The 19451-nt window shown below is 67.4% G+C and carries 14 protein-coding genes; 4 read left to right on the top strand and 10 right to left on the bottom strand.

Annotation, left to right across the window (positions count from 1 at the left end):
• Positions 1-2: 2 nt before the first annotated feature.
• Positions 3-2003, bottom strand: coding sequence for a primosomal protein N' (locus KXD98_RS12025; protein WP_260764555.1), 2001 nt, complete (start codon positions 2001-2003; stop codon positions 3-5).
• Positions 2000-2737 carry a lysoplasmalogenase gene (locus tag KXD98_RS12020; protein ID WP_396882958.1) on the bottom strand — a complete coding sequence of 246 codons (738 nt, stop codon included), beginning with the start codon at positions 2735-2737 and terminating at the stop codon, positions 2000-2002. The genes KXD98_RS12025 and KXD98_RS12020 overlap by 4 nt, the downstream gene beginning before the upstream one ends.
• Positions 2738-2843: 106 nt before the next feature.
• Here KXD98_RS12020 and KXD98_RS12015 point away from each other — a divergent pair, with 106 nt between their 5' ends.
• The gene (locus KXD98_RS12015) at positions 2844-4058 is read left to right on the top strand and encodes a hypothetical protein (RefSeq protein ID WP_260764554.1); all 1215 of its coding nucleotides are present in this window, start codon (positions 2844-2846) and stop codon (positions 4056-4058) included.
• 5 nt (positions 4059-4063) lie between these two features.
• On the opposite strand, the gene KXD98_RS12010 is transcribed toward KXD98_RS12015, so the two are convergent.
• From KXD98_RS12010 to KXD98_RS11985, 6 genes are read right to left on the bottom strand one after another with little or no spacing between them, the layout of a single operon-like run.
• Positions 4064-6256, bottom strand: coding sequence for a hypothetical protein (locus KXD98_RS12010; protein WP_260764553.1), 2193 nt, complete (start codon positions 6254-6256; stop codon positions 4064-4066).
• Positions 6253-7488 (bottom strand): glycosyltransferase family 2 protein, encoded by a 1236-nt coding sequence (locus KXD98_RS12005; protein ID WP_396883171.1) that lies wholly within the window; start codon positions 7486-7488, stop codon positions 6253-6255. Before KXD98_RS12005 ends, KXD98_RS12010 begins: the two co-directional genes overlap by 4 nt.
• Before the next feature lie 23 nt (positions 7489-7511).
• Positions 7512-8333: a glycoside hydrolase family 16 protein gene (locus KXD98_RS12000; RefSeq protein WP_260764550.1), complete on the bottom strand. Its 822-nt coding sequence runs from the start codon at positions 8331-8333 to the stop codon at positions 7512-7514.
• Complete coding sequence (locus tag KXD98_RS11995) at positions 8330-8977, bottom strand: hypothetical protein (RefSeq protein ID WP_260764549.1); 648 nt, start codon at positions 8975-8977, stop codon at positions 8330-8332. The genes KXD98_RS12000 and KXD98_RS11995 overlap by 4 nt, the downstream gene beginning before the upstream one ends.
• The gene (locus KXD98_RS11990; RefSeq protein ID WP_260764548.1) at positions 8974-9900 is read right to left on the bottom strand and encodes a glycosyltransferase family 2 protein; all 927 of its coding nucleotides are present in this window, start codon (positions 9898-9900) and stop codon (positions 8974-8976) included. Before KXD98_RS11990 ends, KXD98_RS11995 begins: the two co-directional genes overlap by 4 nt.
• Positions 9900-10673 (bottom strand): glycosyltransferase family 2 protein, encoded by a 774-nt coding sequence (locus KXD98_RS11985; protein ID WP_260764546.1) that lies wholly within the window; start codon positions 10671-10673, stop codon positions 9900-9902. The genes KXD98_RS11990 and KXD98_RS11985 overlap by 1 nt, the downstream gene beginning before the upstream one ends.
• A 334-nt stretch (positions 10674-11007) precedes the next feature.
• On the opposite strand from KXD98_RS11985, the gene KXD98_RS11980 reads away from it, so the two are divergent.
• Positions 11008-14835, top strand: a complete 3828-nt coding sequence (locus KXD98_RS11980) for an alpha/beta fold hydrolase (RefSeq protein WP_260764545.1) — start codon at positions 11008-11010, stop codon at positions 14833-14835.
• On the opposite strand, the gene KXD98_RS11975 is transcribed toward KXD98_RS11980, so the two are convergent.
• The gene (locus tag KXD98_RS11975; protein ID WP_260764544.1) at positions 14827-15654 is read right to left on the bottom strand and encodes a sugar phosphate isomerase/epimerase; all 828 of its coding nucleotides are present in this window, start codon (positions 15652-15654) and stop codon (positions 14827-14829) included. The two genes, KXD98_RS11980 and KXD98_RS11975, sit on opposite strands and share 9 nt — an antisense overlap.
• A gap of 78 nt (positions 15655-15732) precedes the next feature.
• Between KXD98_RS11975 and KXD98_RS11970 the strand changes: the two genes are divergently transcribed.
• Together KXD98_RS11970 and KXD98_RS11965 are read left to right on the top strand one after the other, a co-directional pair.
• Positions 15733-16653: an alpha/beta hydrolase gene (locus KXD98_RS11970; RefSeq protein ID WP_260764543.1), complete on the top strand. Its 921-nt coding sequence runs from the start codon at positions 15733-15735 to the stop codon at positions 16651-16653.
• A 13-nt stretch (positions 16654-16666) separates the two neighbouring features.
• On the top strand, positions 16667-18181 hold the full coding sequence (locus KXD98_RS11965; protein WP_260764542.1) for an NAD(P)/FAD-dependent oxidoreductase: 1515 nt from the start codon (positions 16667-16669) through the stop codon (positions 18179-18181).
• Here the strand turns inward: KXD98_RS11965 and metK are convergent.
• The gene (gene metK / locus KXD98_RS11960) at positions 18165-19373 is read right to left on the bottom strand and encodes a methionine adenosyltransferase (RefSeq protein WP_260764541.1); all 1209 of its coding nucleotides are present in this window, start codon (positions 19371-19373) and stop codon (positions 18165-18167) included. The two genes, KXD98_RS11965 and metK, sit on opposite strands and share 17 nt — an antisense overlap.
• Positions 19374-19451: the final 78 nt, after the last annotated feature.

The following is a 19451-nucleotide window of genomic DNA, read 5'->3' as shown; positions in this document are numbered from 1 at the left end:
CATCAGCCTATGTGCAGCGGATCGATCTGGATGCGAACTGGGTCGGTGTCGTGGCGGGCGCTCGAGACCGCGTTCGCCTTGCGCAACGCGGCCGACAGCGCCAAACCACCGTCACGCGGTGACCGCAGCAGCATCCGGATGACGGCTTGATCCGGCGCGACACCGGCCGGCCGGCGGGCAGACAAGGGTATTGCCACCGGGCCCAACGGTTCGGTCCCATCGGGCAGCGCCGCGCCGTCGAGCAATGCGTGCACAGCCTCTGCGGTGCCGTCGAGGGCCGCCATGTGAACCGCCGGGGGCAGCCCGACCTCGGCGCGCGCGTCCAGCTCGGTTTGTGCGTGGCCGACCGGATCCCAGCGGATCAATGCCTGCACGGTCGGTATCGCCGATTCGGCGACGACCACCACAGAGCCACCGTCGGCACGGCTGCGCACCAACGCGGCCGCCGCCATCCACCGGCGCAGGGAGTCCTCGGCTGCACGCAGATCCTGCCGGCCCAGCAGGGCCCAGCAATCCAGCAGCAACGCGGCGCCGTAACCACCCTCGGCGATAGGCTCGGCGCCCGGGGTCGCCACCACCAAGACCGGTCGGTGTGGCACCGCGGCAACGACACCGTCCCCACCCGAGGTGACCACCGTCGTGCCCGGGAACGCCCGCCCCAGTTCCTCGGCGGTGCGCCGGGCCCCGACGACCACCGCACGCACCGCGTCGCTGCCACAGCGACCGCACCGCAACGCCAACTCCGCTCGCCCGCACCAGCGGCACACCGCACCCGGACTGTCACGGCCGGGCAGCGACAACGGGCCGGTGCAGTGCCGGCAACGGGCGACGGTACGACACTTTCCGCACGCCAGGGCCGGGACGTATCCGCGTCTGGGGACCTGAACCAGCACCGGCACACCGGCTTTCAATGCCGCGCGTGCGGCGTCGAGGGCGACGGTGGGAAGCCGTGCAGTGCGCGCGGCGGGATCACGTTCCTGGGCATACGCGCTGTCCTCCAGCGCAACCACCCGCGGCGCTCGCGCCCGCACCGTCTGCCGGGTCGCCGTCAGGTCGTGCGCCCAGCCGCTGCGCACCAGTGCCTGCGCCTCGGCTGTGCGGGCGTAACCGCCGATCACCGCTGCGCACCGCGCCTGGTGGGCCCGCAGCATCGCGACCTCGCGAGCGTGCGGGTAGGGGCTACGGGGTTCGGCCAGCGAATCATCTCCGTCGTCCCAAAGCAGCACCAGACCGATGTCGGCCACCGGCGCGAAAACCGCACTGCGCGTGCCGATCACGACTCGGGCGTCACCGCGCAGGACCGACAACCAGCGCCGATAGCGCTGCGCGGGCCCCAGCCCGGCTGACAGGGCCACCGCGCGTGCCTCCCCGACCCGCCCCGCCACGGCGGCGTGCAGTGCATCGACGTCGCGTTGGTCGGGCACCACGGCCAGCACTCCGCGACCGGAACTGGCAGTCACCGCAGCCACTTCGGCCAACCGGTCAGCCCATGACTCTCCCGGCAACGCCTGCCATACCGCCCGCGCGGCACGACCGTCGGCCAAGGCCGCCACGAATTGAGCACCACCGCTGTAGGACGACCAGGCTGCGGCGTCGACGGGCGGTAGCTGCTGCGGTTCTGGCCGCTGCGGGGATCGTTTCTCGACGGTCGCGTGTCGTGGCGGTATCGCCAGGCGCAACACGTCGGCGCGGGTACCCGCGTAGCGCGCGGCCACCGCGTCGACCAGCCGACGCACATCGTGGGTCAACACGGCTTCAGCCGAGACCACCCTCTCCAGGTAGCCGAGCTTTCCCACATGGTCGGTGTCGGAACGCCTTTCGAGGAGGAACCCGTCGACCAGCCGGCCGTGGAAGCGAATCTTCACCCGCACTCCGGGTTGGGCGTCGTCGGACTGCTCGGCATCGACCAGGTAGTCGAACTCGCGATCCAGGTGCGGCACGGTGAGTATGGGCAGCACGCGAGCGACCGGCTCGTGTTCGGCAGGCTGGCGGGCGGTCCTCACATCGCAGGTCTAGCAGACGGTGCAGACTTTCGGCCGAACAGCAGGCCGGCCGTGATCAGCAGCAGCGAGCTGGCATAGACCCACCAGATCGGAACAGCCAGAGTCTCCGAATCCAACACGAAGACGTTGATCCCGATCATCGCGTCGGAGACCGCGAAACACACCGCACCCGCGGCCGTCCACGGTGTCGGAAGCTGCGCCAGCAGTGCGGCGCACACCATCGCACCGAGGACCAGGATGTACAACGTGACCGGCACGGTCATTCCCTGCTCGACCAGGCTCGGCCAGAACCACACCAGCAGGGCGGCACAAGCACACACCACGATGGCCGCGGCGACCAGGCGTGGCGTCGTCGATACGGCCAGCGGCACCAACGCCGCCAGGAAGCACAGGTGGGCGACCAGAAAGGCAGCGAGCCCGAACACGAACGACGGCTCCCACCACGACAGCGCCAGCAGAAAGTCCCCGGCAGCCGAGAACAGCAGTGCGGCCACCAGCCACCGGCGTTCCCGCGCCACGGGGTGCAACGCTGCCGCACCGGCCAGCAGCACGGCGGCCGCGGCCTTGACGGCAGGCTGGACACCGAATTGTCCGGTCAGTTCGGCGCCCACGCCGAGCCGGATCGTAGTCACGACCAGGAAGAGGCCGTAACCGGCGGCCATCACGGCGGCCGCACCCCACAGCAGCCTGCTGCGCGAACCAGCCGTCGACGGTCCGGAACCCATGGTTGTCATCCGACAGAACCTACTAAACGACGCACCACCTGCGGCGCGACCGCTCTGATAGGTTGGCCCGCAAATGGTCCGCCAACCACGCGGCCGGCGGCCGAACAGCGTTCGGGTGGCTGCCCTCGACGTGCAACACAGCCAACGTCGTTCGGCCGTGGTGGTGGGGCCTGTTGCGCTGCCCTCCCCCGAGCTGCTGACCCGTCGCCTGATCGCGATGGCCGAGGTCGGGCCCGAGACGCGGATCGGGTTGGTGCCGTCGACCACCAGCACCCGCTGGCGGTTCGCTCCGGATCAGTTGGCGCATGCGGTACAACCGACCAGCCGGTCACCCGACAGTGACCCGATATCGCTGGTGTCGCGGCTACGCCGGCTTCCCGAGCGCAGCCTGCGGGTGTTGTCGGCCGGCGACCACCTCGTCATCGACTTCAGCCACGGCCTCGGTGAGATCCCCCTGCTCGACCTGCTCATCTCGGTGTTGCTGGGTGCCAGCGACTGCGCCGACGACACGCTGTGGGCGCCCTATCGACACACCGTGCCACCCCTGGCCGCGGCTGCGGTCGGCGCCATCGTGCTGGCACCGCACCGTCTGCTGCCGATGTGGCGCCAGCGGCGCCGTAGCGGTGTCATCGCCGCGACGACGCCGCCGGGCTCCGTCGCGGTCATGCCCTCGACCGCCACCCGGGTGGCGCGGATTCCCGCCGACGCCGTCGACGAGCTTCGCCGCCGTCGCAACGCGACGATGCCCGGCGTGAGTTTGTTCGCGGTGTACACCTGCGCGTTGTACCAGGCACTGATCGACGAAGGATTCGATGTCGAGCCGACCGTGACGGTGCCCGTCGACGTGCGGCGCTATCTCCCCGCGCGGAGCGGCACGCTCGGGTCGTTCTCCGCGGGGCTGAGGTTTCCGCTGGACAGCCGCACCGCGCCGGCGACTCTGCACGACGAGTTGTCCGCGGCGGCCCGCACCGCCCGCCCGGTGGCAAACCTGCTGATCGGAAGCCTCAAATCGCGGGTCACCCCGCGGTCGGGCCACAGCGACGTCTGGACGGCGCCGGCGCGGCCCCGGGTACAACTACTGCACTCGAACATCGGTCAGGTACCCAGGTCCGCGTGGGGCTTCTCCGACCCGGCGCAGGCCCGAGTGTTGGTGGCGAGCGACCCCGCCGGCCCGTGCGGGGTCACGGTGTCCACCACATCGGTGCTGGGCACATCATGGTTGACCGCCGAATTCCACGACGGACTCTTCGATGCCAACCGTGTCGGCGCGGCGCTGGCGACGGTGCTCGACCGGGCTGAGGCGTTGTTGCAGTCGCCGTCGCGACGCTGAGTCCGTCAGCGCTGGGCGGTCAATTGCGGCGCGACGTCCCACTCGTGCGCGGTGCGGAACACCAGAATCTCGCCGTCTTCGTGGAATACCGTCCAGTTCGGCGACTTTCGCAGCGCCTGTTGGATGGTGTCGATCGCTTCGGGCCGGAAGTCCCCGTAGTAGCGGACCGCCCGATTGGACTGCGGGCTGAACAGCACATAGGCGCGGAACGCGTCGTACTGCGCGTAGTCGTCGAGGGTCTTGATGTCCAGCGCAGTGGGGAATGCGGCCTTCAATTCAGGCAGTCGCGGATCCAGGCCGTCCCACAGGTCGTAACCGATCGTCTGGTCGAAGTACGGGTTGTGCAGCGTCACTTCGGCATAGCCGGCATTGAGCCGTGTCGGCATACCTCCCAGCCGCAGCATCACCAGCCGGGTCCGCACATCGGCACCATCGGTGATCCGGTCCATCAACTCGACCTGGGCTCGGGTCTCGTACACCAGAGGCCACAGCGCGACGTAGCCGTGCAATCCGGCGACCGCCACGGCGGTCAGGCCGACGGTCGCTGCGGCCCGATTGGCGATCCTGCCGGCCCGCTTGGTCGTTCGAGGGAACCCGTCCATCGCGTCGACCACCGCCGGGGCGATCAGTAGTGCGCACCCCAGCAGCGAATACAGATAGACGCGGAAGATCGCCTCACCGCCGTAGCTCTGACCGAAGAGCAGACCGAACGGACTGAAGGCCAGAATCGCCAGCACCAGCACCGGGCGTTTGCGCCGCCACCTCCAGATCGCGCACCCCACCGCGGTGAGCAGCACGACGACCGAAAGCGTACGCACCACCGCCGAGGTGAAGTCCTTGGCCGGTAGTCCGGAGGTCAGGACGTTGCTCGCGGCATTGCTGATCGGACTGCCTCCCGACAGCAAGCCGTAGGGCAGCACCGCCTCCAGATTGAGCAGCAGGTAGGACACCACGATCACGGCCATTGCGACGGCGATCCACCACGGCCGGGCCCGCTTGAGCAGACATAGCGCGCCCGCCACCGCGACCGCCCAGAACGGCGTCAACTGATGGGTCGGAACCATCGCCGCGAATACCACGATACTGAGCACGCCGCAGGCCGGACTGTGGCGAGAGGCCATCAACAGAACGAGCATGCCGTAGGCCAGCACCAGGGACCAGGCCTGCGGCGAGAAGTAATCCTGTCCAACCCAGTTCGCGATCTCGATGACGAACGCCGCCGTCACCGCCGTGCGGCGGGATCGCCCGATCACGCGTGCGCCGGTGTACGCCGTCAGCGCGATCAGTACATGGACAAACGGTGCGAAAACATGTGCCACCGACACCGCCGGGAATCCGGTCACGTCACAGAACCAGGCCCACACGACGAAAAACGCCGACCACTGCGCATAGATGTCGGTGCCGTCCGGGGCGAGCCTGCCGTGCACCAGGATGTAGTCCACCACCGCGAGATGCTTGTAAGTCCAGTCGTAGAGCGGCACTTCGGTCGCCACGAAGGTCGTCACACGCGAGACCACGACCGCCGCGCCCACTGCGATCGCTGCTGCCGGCAGTTGGCGGTTGCGCACCGCCACCAACAACGCCCAGCCGCACAGCGCGATGCAGGCCGCCAGTACCGGACCTGTGCCGGAGAACAACAGACCGTAGTAGCTGGCGTCCAGACCCGGCAGCCCCGGAAGCGCCAGCCCCCACAACAGCACTGCCGACCCACTGAGCGCCAGTGAAAGATACCGTCGCACAAGCGAAGTGCCGCCGGCGCGAGTCAGGGTGCGCCAGTGCCAGGTCTGGGTGGCCGCCAGCAGAGTGCTGCGCGTCCGGTAATACCACGTCGCGCTGCTGGCGCCGACTGCCACCACCTGCGTCCACAGGATGTCAGGCCCAGACCAGCGGTAGGACCACATCGCGATGATGGTCACCAAGGTCGTGATCGCCACACCCAACACGGGCACCGTCGCCAACAGCGCGCGGCGCGGAATGCGGATCCACGTCAGCACCGCAGCACCGGGCCCGATGACGATGAACAGCATCAGCGCAACCGCACGAAGCGTGGCCGGCAGATCGATCAACGCCACCGCACCGGCCAACGCCCCCGCTGCAGCCAGGTCGGCCTGCCGCACCCGGATCATCGGCACTCGGGTCCGGTACACAGTCAGCGTCACCGAGGGGATCGCGACGCCGCGGTCGAGGGTGGCTGTCACTTGTGGTCCGCCGTCGACACCTCGCGGACCCGCCGGCGGCCCTGCCACAATGCGCGCGGGCCACCGAGCACCGCCAGCACCTCGACCCGACCCACCGACGACGGCACGTCCTGCCGGAAATCCCACGGTGGCGCGATGATCGCACCGTACTCTGCGCCGGCGCGCACCGATGAACGGAACTGCCGGCGAATCACCGTGGCCAGCAGCCGGCGGTGGGACCGATCGAGCCCCACCTTGGTCAGCCACGCGCCCAGGCCCAGACCGTAGCCTCGTGCTTGGGCCAACAGCGCCGCATTGTCGCTGCGGTGCCGGTGCCAAACGATCGCCGCAGGTTCGGTGGCCAACGCGTCACCGCCGGTGAGCACCCGAAAGAACAGATCGAGGTCCTCGCCACCCTGGGCTGCGGTACCGGCGCCCAGAGCTTCGTCGAAGCCACCGATCTCCAGCACCCGATCCCGTTTCACTGCGAAGTTGGCCCCGGTGCCGAATCGACCGACTCGGAAGGGAAACAACGGCTGGTCGGCCGGCGGCTCGGCCAGCGTGAACAGCTGCGGTTGCAGCGGTCCCGACCAGGAGACCCGTTGATCAAAATATCCTTGTGCCGCGGTGCGCAGTTCGCCGCTGGGCACCAGCCCGGACACGCACGCCACCTGTGGCGAGCGGGCGAAACCGCGTGCGAGAGCGAGCAGCCAGTGCCGGTCGACGTAGACGTCGTCGTCGGTGTAGGCCACCAGATTGTGGCGGGCGGCGCGTAACCCGGTGTTGCGGGCCGTCGACAGCCCGGGGACCGGTTCGGCGACGCAACGCACCCGGTCGTCGCCGAGGGCCGCGACCACACGGGCGGTGGCGTCGGTGAGCCCAGCGTTGTCCACCACCACGATCTCGAAGTCCGGGTAGTCGATTCTGCGCAGCGATTCCAGCGCATCGGCGAGTTGCTGTGGCCGCTCCCGGGTGCACACCACCACCGAGATCGGCGGCAGCGTGGGGAGCGGGGGTGGTGCCGGCGGCCTGCACGGCGGAACCTGGATTCGGACCACACTGTCGACGATCGGGCCCTCGACAAACGCGACCGGCGCACGACCGGACCGCACGAGTATCCGCGCGATCCGGTACCCGTCGCTGTGGCGGGCCTCGAACTCCAGTTCACCGGCCGGACCGACACCCCAGTCGTCGAGGTCGATCATTCCTACCCATCGGGCTTTGGCCCATTGCGGACGGGTCTGCGGCGGCATCGCCGGTTCGAGGACACGTCGATTCACGACTCGATCACCCGCACCCAATCCACCAGCATGGTCGAGGGATTCGGCGTTGTCAGGTCGGGCGGTCCGGGCCACGCTCCACCGACTGCAAGGTTGAGCAGTAGGAAGAAGGGGGCGTCGAAGACCCATCGAGCACCTTCGGCCAGATCGGCTGGGGTGACGTGCAACAGCGTCATGTCATCGATGCCGGTGACGATGCGTCCGGGTGTGCGGTCCACCCAGTAGGTGCGGAACTGACCGGCCAGTACGACCGGAGCCGCAGCGGAGGCCGAGATCTCTTGTCCGCGCGCGAAGCCGTCCCGCGGAGCGTGCACACCGGTGTGGTATTCCGTTGCGTCATTGAGGGTTTCGATGACATCGATTTCGCCTGCGGCGGGCCACCCGACGCGGTCGGCGTCCGAACCCAGCAGCCAGAACGCCGGATGCAACCCGCGCCCGGCCGGCAGCGCGATACGCGCTTCGGCGCGCCCGAAAGTGAACTCAACGGTGTTCCTGGTGGTGATGCGCGCCGAGGTGATCCGATTGGCGGCGTCGGCACGTGCGGTGATGGCCAGGTGCCCCGACCCGTCGAGGCTGACGTTGGCCGGGCTGTCGGTGTAGATCTGCATCTCGTCATTACCCCAGCCACCACCGCCGAGGTCGTAACGCCACTGCGGGGACGGCGCCGATCCGGCCGGTCCGTCGAAATCATCGAAGAACACCACCCGCGGTCCGGCGGGATCGGCGTGCCCCACCGAGGCGGGCGCGGCGCAACCACACAGGGCGAGAACGGCGAACACGGCGCTGGCGCGCCATGATCGAGTCCTGCGGGCGCTCATTCTCGACTCCCCACCAGGGCCGGCGTCGCCGTCCTCAGACCGGCGGTTCCCAGGGCAATCACCGTGACCAGAACGCCGTAGATCGCCATGCGCTGTGCTCCCCCATGACCGAAGGCGTCGTGCACGCCGATGAACATGAAGTACCCGATGAAAGCGACCGTTCCGGCAAGCGCCGCAACCAACCGGCGCTCGCCGGTCAGTTGCGTCGAGCTGCTCAGCGCCACGAAGATCGCGTTGAGCGCCCCCAGCGTCATGAACACCGCGAGAAGCGTCGAGTTCCACGCGTAGCTGAGGTGCTGGGTGACAACCCCGGCACCAGCGAACGCGACACCCCCAACTGCCAGGGCAGCGGCGGGACCGCGATCGATGACTCGCTGCACCACCAGACTCACCGCCACGAAGGCGACGGCCAGGCCGGTCGCCACGAGTGCAACGTTGGTCACCCGGTAGAGGTCACTGCACGGCCAGTTCCCCTGCGGGCCACAGAATGCCACTCCCAGTGGGCCGACCGGGTCCTCCCGGTAACTGTAAAAGCCGCGCCACGACGCCGAGACGACCCATTCCGCGGCCGGGTACAGCAGGGTGACCAGTGACACCCACCCGGTGACGCGCGAATTGGCCAACCACTTCGCAATCCTGTTCACTGTGCGCCCCTCTGCCGGCCTGCGCCGATCGATCCCCACAGATACCCGGACGTGGTGACCGTCAGTCCGAGTATCAGGGCCAGCATTCTGGTCAGTCGCCACCGTGACCTCCATAGTCCCGACGGAAGAGTTCTCATCGTGTAGGAACGTTCACTGGCCAGCGACGAGGACCGCCCGCACAGCGAGGCCAGCACGGCCTTGCTACGTCCCTCGTGAAAACACCGGCTGACGAAGTAGGACAACGTGGCTCGATCCCGGGGAACGTGATGCGACACCGCGAACCGGGTACGCCGGATGATGCGGGCCCGGGGGTCGCGCCGCACGAGTTCGATGCCCATCATGGTCTCTTCGCAGCCGGTCGGCACCGTGCCGGTGCGCCCGAGGGCCGTGCTGAACCCACCGATCTGGTTGAGCTGCTGACGGCGCACCGCCATCGCTGCGCCGATCGGGTTGCGGATGGCGGAACCATCAGAAGGCAGACCCCGGTAGTCACAACCGACGACCCACCCGAACTCCGGCGGAAACCAGCGCGGCTCGGAGCCGTCGCGCCAGTCCGCGTGCACCGCCCCACCGAGCGCGGTGACCGAGGGATCGGCGAAGGCGACGCGCACGGCTTCCAACGCGCCGGATCGCAGCACGGCGTCGTCATCGAGGAAGACCACGACATCGCCGGACGACCTGCGCAGCCCGGAGTTGCGCGCACCCGAGAGACCGCGGTCGAACTCGTTGGGTATCAGCATGATCGATGGGCCACGGCAGGCGCTCAGGTCGGCGAGCAGTTCGTCGTTGCCGTCGACGACGATGATCAATTCGTCACTGGGCGTGAGCTGCCCATGTGCAGCCTCCAGCGCCGCGCCCAGGACGCGACGGCGTTTCGTGGTGTAGCAACAGATGACCACACTGATACTGACCGAGGTGAGCATCAACCGGTGGCGACGACCGCGCGCAGCGCGCGGTGCTCTTGGCGTTCGCGTCGGATCGTACGCAGCACGCGCATGCCGTCGGTGACCGCATTGAGGTTGCTGCGACCGTAGATTCGTGGCCCTTCGAAGCTACCCACCTCGCGGATCAGCCATCCGCTGCGGGCGGCGCGCACGTTGATCACTGTCTCGATCTCGAATCCGTCGCCCCACTGCGGTTCGGCGGCTTCGACGGGCGGTAGGTTCAGGCAGCTGAGGTTGCGCCGCCAAAAAGCGTTGTAGCCGTAGCACAGATCGCTGAAATCGGTGTCGAAGATCTGGTTGACCAGCCAGTTCAGACCTTTGTTTCCCAACCTGCGGATATGGGTGATGTCGTCGCTTCCGCCGCCGCCGGCGAACCGACTACCCTTGGCCAGGTCGGCCCCTTCGACCAACGTTGCGACGAAAAGCGGAATCTCGGCCGGGTCGGTCGACCCGTCGCCGTCGATCATCACGATGATGTCGCCGGTGGCCGCCCGGAAACCACATGCCAACGCATTTCCCTTGCCGCTTCGGGTCTGCTCGATCACCACGGCCTGCGGCCACAAGGCACGCGCCACGTCGGCGGTGCCGTCGTCCGAGCCACCGTCGATGACCACGATCTCGTCGACGGGTGGCATCCGTTCGGCGACATAAGGCAGGTTGCGAGCTTCGTTGCGGGTGGGCAGGACCACCGTGACGGTGGGCCGGTGGGTGGCCCCAGTCTCCTCGTCGAGGGGGTACAGATACTCGTTCATCTTTGCTCGGATATGCACCTGCGAGTCGGGTGCAATCTCTGTCACGTCTCAAACCCCCTGAGGCAGATAGCATTTCACTATGCCATGAACATGAACACGTTTGTAGAGACCGTATGCTGAAAACACGGCCCTTAGACTGATGAGGGACACTATCGAACTGCGCGGCGCCGCGGTCGGCTACGCCACGTCACTATGACGAGCGCCACAACTTTGGATAGCCTAAGCAAACCTCCCCCCATGGAGTATCGTCGTCCCTCGGCCGATCCGGCCGCACCCATCACCGGTGTGCCAGCGCATACCAGGTCTCCTGCACGCCGCCACGAGGACTCAGCCGATGCCGACCACCGCAGCCATCTCCCACCGCAACCGTGCGGGTCGGGGGCTGGGCGTGGACATCGTGGCGGTGATGACCTCCAGCGCAGCGACCGGGGTGCTGGGCTTCGTGTTCTGGACTGTGGCCGCGCGCGGGTATTCGACCGCCGAGGTGGGCCGCGCGTCGGCGATCATCTCGTCGGCCGGCCTGATCGCGATCCTCGCCAACTTCAGCCTCGGCAGCCTCTACGAGCGTTTTCTGCCGCTGGCCGGAGCACGCACTGCGCCTCTGGTGCGCACCGGCACTTCATTCGTCGTGGGTGCCGCACTGATCTTCGGAGTCATCTTCGTGCTGGCCGGTCCTCGATCTCAGTTGTTTCCCACGACTTTCGAGACACTGGTTTTTCCGCTGTTCGTCGCAGTGCTGGCGGTCTACGCCCTGCAGGATCAGGTACTCATCGGCCTGGGCCGGGCCCGCACCATCGCAACGAAGAACATCAGCCAATCCACCGCGAAGCTGATCGCGGTGGCGGCCCTCATCCCGTTGTCGACCGGCGCAGCGATCGTGTGGTCGTGGGTCGTACCGGCGGCGGTGATCACCGCCATCATCGCCATCGTGGTGATCCGGCGGGAGACCGCCCGCCACCACGGCACCTCGACGCTTCCCGACCGCCGCGAACTGGTGAAGTTCTTCGCCAGCTCCTACACGATCAATGCGGTCTCGGTGACCATCCCGCTGCTGGTGCCGCTGGTCGTGGTGGCCCAGCTCGGGACCGAGATGAATGCGTACTTTTCGATGTGCTGGCTGGTGGTCAACACGGTGGGAGTGTTGATCGGCGCAACGGCGGCGCCGTTCATCGCCACCGCGTCGACCCCGGGCGCGGATCTTCGCGCATGCACCAAGCGGTTCGTATTGTTGTGTGGCGGTGCCGCTCTCGGTGGCTGCATCGCACTGCAATTCAGCGCGCCATGGATTCTCGGCATCCTGGGTCCCGATTACGCCGAACACGGCACCACGCTGATCCGCATCATGGCGCTGACCCTGCCATCGGTGGCTCTGGTGACCGTCTACACCGCGCTGGCACGCCTACAGCGCAGGCTCCGTCTCGCGGTCACTGCACAGCTGGTGCTCGGCATCGTGGTCGTCACCGGAGTGATCCTCACCACCCCGACCTGGGGTATCAACGCGGTCGCCTACACCTACCTGGCAGCCGAGTTGCTGACCACTGTGATCGTCCTGGGACCGGCCGTACTGCTGCTTCGCAAGGTCGCCAGGACCAGCAGTGGCCAGACGCTGGACGTATCAGTGGCCAAAGCGCCTGCCCGCCCTGATTATTCACAGGTCAACCCGATCACGTACGACTCGGTCACACAACGCTTCGCCGAGGTTGCCGAGGTGAACGCCCAACATCTTGCGCTGCACTCCGGTGAGGGTTCGATCAGCTACGGCCGATTGCAGGCCGCATCCAGCACGTGGGCGCGCGCCCTGCGCGCGCGGGTGCGCCCCGACGCCCCAGTGGTGCTGATCGGTGGCCTCAATCCCGACACCGCCGCGGTGATCCTGGGCAGCTTCGCTGCCGGCGCGCCACTGGTGCCGCTGGACACCGGCCTGCCACTGGACCGGATGCGCCGCATCGCCGATGTGTTGACCGAACAGGGCTACGCCCTGGACACCGTGGTGGTCGACGAGGCCTCCGCGGTGCCGCTCGACAGCGTGTTTGCATCCGAATCGTTGCATCCTGCCGGCCGTACGCCGATTGCCGACAGCAGAATCGACCGGGCACCCCAGGTGCCGACGATCACCAGCATCCAATTCACCTCCGGCTCATCCGGAGAACCGAAGGCGGTGCTGTACACCCACGGCACGTGGCTCAGCGACTGGATTCTGCATCGCGACAGGTTCGGGATCACCGAGGGCCGCCGAGTGGCGCTGTGTATGCCCGTCAGCTTCGCCGCCGGGCTCAATGTCGCGATCGGCACGCTGCTGTCGGGGGCGCAGATGACCGCGATCGACCCACGCACTCAGTCCCCCGAGTCGATCCTCGACCAACTGGGCGAGGTCGACATTCTCATGTGCACACCATCGTTGCTGCAGTCACTCACCGAGGTGGCCGACGGTCGGCGCCTCGACGCTGTCGAACGCATCGTGACCACCGGAGAACCGGTGTACAGCAACGTCATTCGGCGGGCGCGCGCGCTCGCGCCCCGTGCTGTGCTGACCAACTGGGTAGGTTCGTCGGAAACCCTGGGCATCGCACACTTCGACATCTGGCCCTCCGACGAGATCCCGGCGGGAGTGGTCCCGGCCGGCACAGCCGTTCCACACAAGACCCTGGATATCGACGAAAAGGGACGTCTGACCGTCACCTCGCGCCACCTGGCCGCGGGCTATCTCAAACCCGAAGCGGCTGCCACCACGTTCGTCGACAACCCCGACGGGACCACCACATTTGTGACCAACGACCGAGCGCGCATCACCGACGACGGCAACCTGATCGTGCTGGGGCGCATGGACGCTGCGATCAAGGTCCGCGGTTACCTGGTCGAACCGGCTGAGGTCGAAGCGGCGCTGCTGGACTGCCCGGGGATCCGGGAGGCGCTCGTGGTCGCCGACCAGTCCGAGGAATCGGCAACCCTGATTGGCTACGTCTCCCCGGCGCCGGGCATTCGAACTCCCGCGGTGGCGGTGATACGCGCTGCGCTGCACACCCGGTTGCCGGCTTGGATGATCCCCACCCACGTCGTCATGCTCGAATCGCTTCCCCGCAACGAGCGCGGGAAGGTCGACCGCGCGGCGCTGCCGGCCCCGACGCGCGGACCGATCGAACCTACCCATCCGGGCTCCGAAACCCAGATCGCACAGGCGTGGGCGCAGATCCTGCGACTCGAGGAGGTCGGGCGCAACGAGAATTTCTATGCGCTGGGTGGGGATTCGCTCAACGTGCTGCAGATGGTCACCGTCGTGGGCGAACAGCACCAGGTGGTGCTGGCGCCGTCGGATCTGGCGAAAGCACCGACGGTGGCGCAGTTCGCCACGGTGGTCGATGCGCGCCGAAATGGACATGCCGGACAGCGCGGCACCCGGCTTGCTCCGACCACGGTGGTGCTACGCGCTCCCGGCAGTCAGACTCGTGAGACCGTGTTCTGCTTTGCCGGTGCCGGAGCCTCGGCGCTGTCCTTCGTTCCACTCGCCGATCGCATTCCGCCCGATACCGCGGTGGTCGCCTTTCAGGCACACGGTCTGGAAAACCGCGGGTTCCCGGATTGGACAGTCGCGCGCGCCGCGCGCCGCTATGTCGAGGACCTGGTCAAGATTCAGCCGTCGGGACCCTACACATTGGTCGGCCACTCGCTGGGAGCTTTCATCACCCTTGACGTGGCCAACAGGCTGATGGCCCGCGGTCACGAGGTCGCCCTGGTCACGCTGCTCGATCCGTTCCTGCCGCCGCGGACCGTACGCGCCGCGCGACGGGCTGTGCCCGATGCGGCATCGACACTGCTGCAACAGGATCCGATCGACGCCACCACACTGTGGCGAAACCGGTTGTGTCTGCCACTGGCCGGAATCATCGGCAACAGCGTCGAGCAGAAGGTGGACGCGCTACGCGAGGTGGGCGTGCGGGTGGGGCGACTGCACCGTCCGAGGCCGTATTCCGGTCCAACCCTGCTGGTGCTCAGCGAGTTCAATCTCGATGACGTGCGGGCCTGGCCACAGGTGTTGACCGGCCAACTGCAGATCGAACGCATCGGTTGTGACCACGATTCGGTGATCCGTGAACCTCACGTGGCGCGGGTGGCGGACTTACTGGCCGCCGCACGCTCGCAGGGTGCCGCGGCCGGATCAGGCTGACAGAGCCATCCGTTCGGCCTCGGCACGCGCGATGACGCGCCGCGCCGCGCGCAGGGCGGCGCGGGCCCGTACTCCCGCCGGAGCTCGCCACAGCACCGGCGACTCGATGCTGACCGGTACGCGCGGCAGCACCTGCAGCATGGCCACCAGATCGATGCAGCCCTCACCGGGCAGCATCCGCGCATTGCGGCCCTGATAGCGCAGCTCGTCAACAGAGTCCGGTCGCGGCAGCGTCGCGTCGCAGATCTGGACATAACGGAACCACTCGGCGGGTAGCGTCGCCAACTCGGCGGGCGTCGTCTGCGCGCGGTCGTAATGCAGTGCGTCGACGAGCAGCCCGACCTTCTCACCGGCACACCGCGCCACGATGGCGGCACCGGCACCGAGGTCAGCCACCGTGGTCCAGGGCATGGGCTCCAGGTTCGGCGTCAGACCGAATTCACCGGCGAATAGCCCGAGTTCGCTCAGGTTGTCAGCCAACCGCGAATGGTCGGGATCATTACCTGTGACCAGCACCTGGCTCGCGCCAAGGTAGGCGGCGGTCTCCAGAAGCGGGCCGAAGTCGGTCCGCACCCGGGTCTCGGGACGCAGCCGCAGCACCTCGACGTCGAGCACAAACATGCCGGTGTCGTCGAGGCGGCGCCGCGTCTCACGGATCAGCGCGGTACGGCCGATCGTCGGACGCAGCGGCTCCTGCTCAGTCGCACGGATCAACCGCAGGCCGACGCCGTCGTACCCGGCCTGGGCAGCACACGCGACCAACTCGTCAGGACCGAGTTCGAGCACGGTCAGCGGGGCAAGTGTGATGGGGCGTCGCATGCCCTCATTGTCGGCCACTCAGACCCGCAACGGGGGTTTACCTCGACCGCCACCAGGCTGCGTGCGTACCGTGGCTGCATGACCGTGGAGTTGGATCCCATTCTGCACAAGGTGCTCGAGGCCGTTCCGTTCCAGCTGACCACCGATGGTGGACCGGCCGATGCCCGACGGCGGTTTCGCGATCTTCCTCGCCAGGATCTGCACCCAGAAGTCGAAGCCGAGGACCGGGTGATCGATTCACCGGCCGGCCCGATCCCGGTGCGGGTGTACCGACCCCCGACCAAGCAGCCGATACTGCCGGTGGTGCTGTTCGTTCACGGTGGCGGATGGTCGGTCGGTGATCTGGACACCTACGACACCATCGCGCGGCTCCACGCCGTCGGTAGTCGCGCGGTGGTGGTGTCGGTGGACTACCGCCTCGCGCCCGAGCACCCCTACCCGGCCGCTGTGGAGGACAGCTGGGTGGCAGCACAGTGGGTGGTCGAGCACGCCGAGGAGCTCGGAGCCGACTCCCAACGCGTTGCTGTGGCAGGCGATTCCGCGGGTGGAAACCTTGCGGCGGTCATTGCCCAGCTGGCCCGCGACGCCGGGGTGGCACTGCGGATGCAGTTGCTGTGGTACCCCTCGACCACCTTCGATACGTCGCTGCCCTCGTTCGTCGAGAACGCCGAGGCTCCGATTCTCTCCCTGGACGCCTGCAAGGGATTCACCCGCTGGTACCTCGGCGACGGAGAACTCTCCCCGCCGCCGGCCACACTCGTGCCCGCGCGCGGGGATCTGGCGGGCACGGCGCCGGCGTATATCGCGGTGGCCGGTCACGATCCGCTTCGTGACGACGGCATGCGCTACGCCGAACTGTTGTCCGGCGCCGGGGTTTCGGTCGAACTTCACAACGCGGAATCGCTGGTGCACGGTTACCTCGGCTACGCCGGTGTGGTCCCCGCCGCCACGGACGCGGTCCAACGCGGACTGCGCGCATTGCGCGACGCACTGGCCTGACCGAGGAGGACCGATGACAGGCCCCGATTACCACACCGTCATCGTCGGTGCCGGCTTCTCCGGCATCGGCGCTGCGATCCAGCTCGACCGGGCGGGCCTGGCTGACTACCTCGTCGTCGAGGCGGGCGACGACGTCGGCGGTACCTGGTACTGGAACACCTATCCCGGTATCGCGGTGGATATTCCGTCGTTCTCCTATCAGTTCTCGTTCGAGCAGAGCGCCGACTGGTCACGTACCTACGCGCCGGGCGGTGAACTGGCTGCGTACGCCACACGCTGCGTCGACAGATACGGCCTGCGGTCACGGATCCGCTTCGGCACGAGGGTGAGCGGAGCGGACTATCAAGAAAACCAGGGTCTCTGGCAGATCGAGCTGCAACGCGGTGCAGAGCGTGAGCTGATCACCGCGCGCTTCCTGATCAATGCCAGCGGCGTGTTGACGGTGCCCAAGCTTCCCGACATCGCGGGGGTGGACGCGTTCACCGGGGCGACGGTGCACACCGCGCGCTGGGATCACGACCTCGACCTGTGCGGCAAACGTGTCGCGGTCATCGGTACCGGAGCGTCAGCGGTGCAGGTGATTCCGGAGATCGCCCCGGTCGCCGGGCAGCTCACGGTCTTTCAGCGCACGCCGATCTGGTGCTTCCCGAAATTCGACGTAGCGCTGCCGGCCGCGGCGCGGGCGCTGATGCGGTTGCCGCTGGGCCGCACGCTGCAGCGGATGATCAGTCAGGCCTATGTCGAGTTGACGTTCCCACTGGCCGCCCAGTATTTCACCGTCAACCCGATGGCCAAGCGGATGTCCCGGCTCGGCCGCGCCTACCTGCGCAAGCAGGTGCACGATCCCGAGACCAGGGACAAGCTGACACCGCGGTACGCCGTCGGCTGCAAGCGACCCGGGTTTCACAACACCTATCTGTCGACGTTCAACCGCGACAACGTCGATCTGGTCACCGAACCCATCGACACGATCACCGGATCGGGTGTTGTCACCACCGACGGCGCGCTCCGCGAGGTCGACGTGTTGATCTTGGCGACCGGATTCAAGGTCATGGATCCTGACAATGTGCCGACGTTCCCGGTCCGCGGCCGCGGGGGCCGCTCGCTGGCACAGTTCTGGCACGAGAACCGGCTACAGGCCTACGAGGGCGTCAGCATCCCGGGATTCCCGAACTTCTTCACCGTCTTCGGCCCATACGGCTACGTCGGCTCGTCCTACTTCGCGCTCATCGAAGCACAGACCGGCCACATCGTGCGCTGCCTTCGCACGGCGCAGCAGCGCGGGGCGACCCGAGTGGAAGTGCGTGCAGAGGCCAACGAGCGCTTTTTCGCCGAGATGATGCGCAAACGGCACCGCCAGATCTTCTGGCAGGACAGCTGTCGGCTGGCCAACAGCTACTACTTCGACGAACACGGCGACGTTCCGCTGCGGCCCGCCAGCACGCTCGAGGCGTACTGGCGCAGCCGCCGCTTCCCGATCGACGACTACCAGTTCGTCGCCGACGGGATTGCTACACCGCAGCCTTGAGGTCGTCGACCTTGTTGAGCTGTTCCCAGGGCAGTTCGATATCGGTTCGGCCGAAGTGCCCGTATGCCGCCGTCGGCGCGTAGATCGGGCGCAACAGGTCGAGGTCGCGCACGATCGCACCCGGACGCAGGTCGAACACCTCACCGATGGCTTTCTCGATCTTGACCGGGTCGACGGTCTCCGAGCCGAAGGTCTCGACGAACAGGCCGACCGGCGCCGCCTTGCCGATCGCGTAGGCGACCTGTACCTCGACACGCTCGGCCAGACCGGCGGCGACCACGTTCTTGGCCACCCAGCGCATCGCGTAAGCGGCCGAACGGTCAACCTTGGACGGATCCTTGCCGGAGAAGGCCCCACCACCGTGGCGCGCCCATCCACCGTAGGTGTCGACGATGATCTTGCGGCCGGTCAGCCCGGCGTCGCCCATCGGTCCGCCGAGAACGAACTTGCCCGTCGGGTTGACAAGAATCCGCGGGTTCGAGGTATCCAGCGTGTCGTGTGCCAGCTCGGTGAGCACCGCGTCGATGACGTGCTGCTTGATCTCCGGCTCCAACTGGCTGTCCAGCGCAATACCGTCAGCGTGCTGGGTGGACAACACCACGGTGTCCAGCCGCACCGGCTTGGTGCCGTCGTACTGCACGGTGACCTGGGTCTTGCCGTCGGGACGCAGGTAGCCCAACGTGCCGTTCTTGCGGACCTCGGTCAGCTTGCGCGACAACCGGTGGGCCAGCGCGATCGGCAACGGCATCAGTTCCGGGGTGTCGGCGATCGCATAGCCGAACATCAACCCCTGGTCGCCGGCGCCCTGGGAGTCAAGCGGGTCGGCGGCGCCACCGACGCGGGTCTCGTGGGCCGTGTCGACACCCTGCGCGATGTCCGGTGACTGCCGTCCGATGCCGATGTTGACGCCACAGGTCTCGCCGTCGAAGCCCTTGTCCGAGTGGTCGTAGCCGATCTCGAGGATGCGCTCGCGCACCGTGTTGGTGATATCGGCGAACGCGGACTTGGCGGCGGTGGTCACCTCACCGACGACATGCACCTGACCGGTCGTCACCAGCGTCTCCACCGCGACACGCGACTTCGGATCGTCGGCGAGCAGCGCGTCGAGCACCGAGTCGCTGATGGCGTCACAGATCTTGTCGGGGTGCCCCTCGGTCACCGACTCACTGGTAAACAACCGCGCTTCACTCACATCGAACCCTTTCACTCAGCACACCTGAGGTAGTTAGTCAGTCAACATATACAGGCGGTGGCCACGCCGTCGCGGGCG

This window comes from Mycobacterium sp. SMC-4 (assembly GCF_025263265.1).
Taxonomy (GTDB): domain Bacteria; phylum Actinomycetota; class Actinomycetes; order Mycobacteriales; family Mycobacteriaceae; genus Mycobacterium.
This window is presented reverse-complemented; position numbering and strand designations above follow the sequence as displayed.

Coding starts and splice junctions, on each gene's coding strand:
- KXD98_RS12000 (WP_260764550.1), bottom strand. CDS start 8,333: ATGAGCGCCCGCAGGACTCGATCATGGCGCGCCAGCGCCGTGTTCGCC.
- KXD98_RS12005 (WP_396883171.1), bottom strand. CDS start 7,488: ATGCCGCCGCAGACCCGTCCGCAATGGGCCAAAGCCCGATGGGTAGGA.
- KXD98_RS11965 (WP_260764542.1), top strand. CDS start 16,667: ATGACAGGCCCCGATTACCACACCGTCATCGTCGGTGCCGGCTTCTCC.
- KXD98_RS11970 (WP_260764543.1), top strand. CDS start 15,733: ATGACCGTGGAGTTGGATCCCATTCTGCACAAGGTGCTCGAGGCCGTT.
- KXD98_RS11985 (WP_260764546.1), bottom strand. CDS start 10,673: ATGAACGAGTATCTGTACCCCCTCGACGAGGAGACTGGGGCCACCCAC.
- KXD98_RS12020 (WP_396882958.1), bottom strand. CDS start 2,737: ATGACAACCATGGGTTCCGGACCGTCGACGGCTGGTTCGCGCAGCAGG.
- KXD98_RS11975 (WP_260764544.1), bottom strand. CDS start 15,654: ATGCGACGCCCCATCACACTTGCCCCGCTGACCGTGCTCGAACTCGGT.
- KXD98_RS11990 (WP_260764548.1), bottom strand. CDS start 9,900: ATGCTCACCTCGGTCAGTATCAGTGTGGTCATCTGTTGCTACACCACG.
- KXD98_RS11980 (WP_260764545.1), top strand. CDS start 11,008: ATGCCGACCACCGCAGCCATCTCCCACCGCAACCGTGCGGGTCGGGGG.